The following is a 2,197-nucleotide window of genomic DNA, read 5'->3' on the forward strand; positions in this document are numbered from 1 at the left end:
CGGCCATGATCTCGCCCATGATGTGGCTGGTGGCAATGCCATGCCCCGAATACCCCTGGCAGTACCACACGTTGTCCGCCCCATCGCCACGCCGGTCCGCGTCCCGCTCGTCGTCCTCGTCCTCGTCACCGTCATCGGCATCGGCATCGGCATCGGCATCGAGGGAGACGACAGATCCGTCGGCCTCGGCGGCGTCCACGATCTCGACGACCTCGGCATCACCCAGGGCATCGACGAACTCCACGCCGTCCAGTTCGGCCAGCCGGTCCGACGCGTCGGTCGAGCCGTCCTTGTCGGCCTCCAGTGCCTTGCCGAACCACTCACGGGCCTCGTCCTCACGCCCGGCCTCCAGGAGCGCGTCCGCGTAGGCGTAACGCAGCCGCGGCGTCCACGACTGAACGGAGTTGGAGGCGAGCTCGGGGCCCTGCAGCGTGACGATGGCGGCATCGATCTGCCCCATGTCCCGACGCGCCCCGGCCGCCACCAGCCGCATTTCGACCTGGCCGGCCTTGTCCAGCTTCTGCACCTCGGGCTCACCGGCCATGGCCATCGCCCGCTCGGGCCGACCGAGGCCACGCTCGCAGTCCGCCATGACGGGCCACAGGTCCACGGACCCGGTCATCCGCCGGGACGCCCGGAACTCGGCGAGCGCCTCCGCGTACTTCTGCGTCGCGTAGGCCGCGAACCCGGCCGCTTCCCGTACGGCGGCGACGCGCGAGGCCAGCCGCAGAGCGATACGGGCGTACGCGTACGCCTCCTCCGGGTCCTCGTCGATCAGCCGGGCCACCATGACGAGGTTGCGCGCGACATCCTCGGCGAGGGTCTTCGGCAGGCTCATGAGCTCCTGGCGCACGTCCTTGTCGATCTCGTCACCGGTGACGTCCTCGGGGATGGGCAGCCGCTTGATCGGCTCACGGTCCCGGTCCCGGTCGTCACGGCCACGGAATCCGCCACGGTCACGGTCGTCGCGCTGCCCGCCACGGTAACCACCACGGTCGCCGCCACGGCCCCGGTCATCACGGCGGAAGCCGCCACCGGAGCCACCGCCCCGGTTGTCGTCGCGCCGGAACCCGCCGCCGCTGGGGCGGTCGTCATCGCGACGCGGCCCACGCGGCCGGTCATCACGACGCTCGAATCCACCACCGCTCGGGCGGCCGCCACGGCTGTCATCGCGCTGATGGCCACCGCGGTAACCGCCACGGTCGTCATCACGACGAGGCCCACGATCCCGATCGCGGTCCCGGTCGTCACGGCGGAAACCACCGCCGGCCTTGCCACCACGGTCATCACGCGGGAAGCCGCCACCGGAACCGCCGCCACGGTTGTCGTCGCGCCGGAAACCGCCACCGCTGGGGCGGTCGTCATCGCGACGCGGCCCACGCGGCCGATCATCACGACGCTCGAACCCACCACCGCTCGGGCGCCCACCCCGGTCGTCATCCCGCCGGAACCCACCACCAGAGCCACCGCCCCGGCTGTCGTCACGGCGGAAACCACCGCCGGCCTTGCCACCACGGTCATCACGCGGGAAGCCGCCACCGGAGCCGCCACCGCGGTTGTCGTCGCGCCGGAAGCCACCGCCGCTGGGGCGGTCGTCATCGCGACGCGGCCCACGCGGCCGATCATCACGACGCTCGAACCCACCACCACTGGGACGCCCACCCCGGTCATCGTCCCGCCGGAACCCACCACCACGGTTGTCATCCCGCCGGAAGCCGCCACCGGAGCCACCGCCACGGTTGTCGTCACGACGCGGCCCGCGATCACGATCGCGGTCCCGGTCGTCGCGGCGGAAGCCTCCACCCGTTCCGCCCCCGGTCGGCCGGCTGTCGTCACGGCGGGGGCCACGGTCGTTGTCGCGGCGAGGAGCTGCGGAACCGGACCGGTCGTCACGACCACCGCGGAAACCGCCCCGGTCACCACCGTCCCGGCGACGCGGCTCGCGCTCCGGACGATCGTCGGGAGAGTTGGTGGACATGGGTGTGACTCCTGTCTTCGGGTACCACAGACATTCTCGCGCAGTCGACCGTCCGACGCGCTTCGACAAAACAAAAGGACCCCTGGTCCCAGCGTTGAACGCTGGGACCAGGGGTCCTTGAAAGATTGTTCGGCGGCGTCCTACTCTCCCACAGGGTCCCCCCTGCAGTACCATCGGCGCTGAAAGGCTTAGCTTCCGGGTTCGGAATGTAACCGGGCG

The 2,197-nt window shown here is 71.1% G+C and carries 1 protein-coding gene, 1 rRNA gene and 1 pseudogene; all 3 read right to left on the reverse strand.

Going from position 1 to position 2,197, the window contains the following annotated elements; all coding sequences use genetic code 11:
- Nucleotides 1-223: 223 nt before the first annotated feature.
- Nucleotides 224-838 (reverse strand): annotated as a pseudogene (locus AB0917_RS33970) (hypothetical protein); the annotation flags it as partial.
- Nucleotides 835-1,899: a hypothetical protein gene (locus AB0917_RS33975; RefSeq protein ID WP_366823564.1), complete on the reverse strand. Its 1,065-nt coding sequence runs from the start codon at nucleotides 1,897-1,899 to the stop codon at nucleotides 835-837. The pseudogene AB0917_RS33970 and the gene AB0917_RS33975, both read right to left, overlap by 4 nt.
- Before the next feature lie 206 nt (nucleotides 1,900-2,105).
- Nucleotides 2,106-2,197: ribosomal RNA gene (gene rrf, locus AB0917_RS33980) — 5S ribosomal RNA — on the reverse strand; the annotation flags it as partial.

This window comes from Streptomyces sp. NPDC007346 (genome assembly GCF_040703535.1).
In the GTDB taxonomy this organism is placed as follows: Bacteria; Actinomycetota; Actinomycetes; order Streptomycetales; family Streptomycetaceae; genus Streptomyces.